The organism is Vibrio sp. OPT46 (assembly GCF_015163535.1).
Classification (GTDB): Bacteria; Pseudomonadota; Gammaproteobacteria; order Enterobacterales; family Vibrionaceae; genus Vibrio; species Vibrio alginolyticus.
Genome location: NZ_JADDYG010000443.1, coordinates 1 through 1,972 on the forward strand (window position 1 = coordinate 1; position 1,972 = coordinate 1,972).

Below are 1,972 nucleotides of genomic sequence, written 5' to 3' on the forward strand. Positions count from 1 at the left end.
CACCAATCGCAATGGACGAAGGTCTACGTTTCGCGATCCGTGAAGGTGGCCGTACAGTAGGTGCTGGTGTTGTTGCTAAGATCTTCGACTAATTCATAACGAATTAAACGAAATCTTGCACTGTTCTTCTTTTTGAAGAAAGCGCATCGAAAAGGGAAGCTTAGGCTTCCCTTTTTCATTTCTAGATTACATTTAGTTATAAGTGTTGAAATAAAAGACGTCACTTTTTCGATTTAAAAACAGAGTTTTACCGGCTTTGTTTCTTAACGCTTTTACTCACCCCTCTTAACCCTTTGATCTTTTCCTGCAGCGGTAAAATCGTTATAACCAAATATTCTGAGCGGACACCATAATGCGACTGGTAACAAGAACTATTCTTGTTTATATTGTTTGTCACAGATTAGTTTTATAGGTTTTTTGAGTATGTACGTTTGTCTTTGCCATGGTGTCTCCGACAAAAAAATCAGGAAGTTGGCGATAGATGAAGGCGTAACAGATATTAAAGGAATCAAAAAGTGCACGGCATTGGGCAGCCAATGTGGTAAGTGCATCAGACAGGCCAAGGAAATTTTAGCGGAAACTAGTTACACGGAATTTAAACAAGCCAGCTAATTGCTGTAAGTATGCAGTAATTATTTGCCTTACATTTTGACACCTTCTCATTTGCTTCTACATTTAAATGAAGCCAAAGAGGAGGGTTTTGTCATGAAAGGCGATCCAATCATCATTCAACATCTCAATAAAGTGCTCGGTAACGAGCTCGTCGCTATTAATCAGTATTTTCTTCACGCCCGAATGTATAAAGACTGGGGCTTAAAGCACCTAGCAGACAAGGAATATCACGAATCTATCGATGAGATGAAGCATGCCGATCATCTAATTGAGCGTATTTTGTTCCTTGAAGGCTTACCGAACCTACAAGATTTAGGTAAGTTGATGATTGGTGAAGGTACCAAGGAAATGCTCGAGTGTGACTTAAAGCTTGAAATGGCGGCTATTCCAGATTTAAAAGATGCGATTGCTTACGCTGAAGACATTCGAGATTATGTGTCTCGAGATTTATTCCAAGACATTCTTGAAGATGAAGAAGAACATGTTGATTGGCTAGAGACGCAACTTGGCTTGATTGAAATGTCTGGTATTGAGAATTATCTCCAAGCGCAATACGTGGACGAAGAGTAACGATACTATCTAAGTTTGCATACTCCAATAATCGTAAGAAGAAAGAGCACCTGACTCGAAAATCGGGTGCTTAACCCCGTTACCTGGTCTAATCTCTTTTATTATCGGCTTTTTAAGGATATTGCTCGCAATCTTGCCTATGAAGTTTGATTTCTATCCGATAGAATTTATGCCCCCTTACCTAAAAATAAAAAAGAGAAACGTCCATGTCTGAAGACAACCACCAAGCAGCCACTCCAGAAGAAGAACATCGCCAAAAAGCATTGGATTACCATGCTTATCCAACTCCAGGAAAGATTGCTGTCGAACTGACAAAGCCTGCGGAAACGGCGGGTGATCTTGCCCTTGCATACAGCCCAGGAGTTGCAGAGCCAGTGCGTGAAATCGCACAAAACCCGGATAACGTGTACAAGTACACTGCAAAAGGGAACATGGTTGCTGTTATTTCTAACGGTACCGCTATTCTAGGTCTAGGTAACCTAGGTCCACTTGCATCTAAGCCAGTGATGGAAGGTAAAGCGTTACTGTTTAAGCGTTTTGCAGGTCTTGACTCTATTGATATTGAAGTTAAGCACCGCACGATCGATGAATTTGTTGATACTGTTGCGAGCATTGCAGACACTTTTGGCGGTATCAACCTTGAAGATATTAAAGCACCAGACTGTTTTGAGATTGAAAAACGTTTGATTGAGCGTTGTGATGTACCAGTATTCCACGATGATCAACATGGTACTGCTATTGTAACGGCAGCGGGTATGCTGAATGCAATCGAACTTCAAGGTAAGAAACT

General features: G+C 40.9%; 2 protein-coding genes and 2 pseudogenes. All 4 read left to right on the forward strand.

What is annotated here, in order from left to right; genetic code table 11:
- Window positions 1–92, forward strand: a pseudogene (locus tag IQR33_RS19000) (elongation factor Tu); the annotation flags it as partial.
- A gap of 331 nt (window positions 93–423) precedes the next feature.
- A complete protein-coding gene (locus tag IQR33_RS19005; RefSeq protein ID WP_005381360.1) occupies window positions 424–612 on the forward strand; it encodes a (2Fe-2S)-binding protein in 189 nt (62 codons plus the stop codon).
- A gap of 93 nt (window positions 613–705) precedes the next feature.
- Window positions 706–1,182, forward strand: a complete 477-nt coding sequence (gene bfr, locus IQR33_RS19010; RefSeq protein ID WP_193837154.1) for a bacterioferritin — start codon at window positions 706–708, stop codon at window positions 1,180–1,182.
- Between the two features lie 206 nt (window positions 1,183–1,388).
- Window positions 1,389–1,972, forward strand: a pseudogene (locus IQR33_RS19015) (malate dehydrogenase); the annotation flags it as partial.

Excerpts from the sequence above, each read along its gene's own strand:
- IQR33_RS19005 (WP_005381360.1), top strand. The coding sequence starts at position 424 with ATGTACGTTTGTCTTTGCCATGGTGTCTCCGACAAAAAAATCAGGAAG.
- bfr (WP_193837154.1), top strand. The coding sequence starts at position 706 with ATGAAAGGCGATCCAATCATCATTCAACATCTCAATAAAGTGCTCGGT.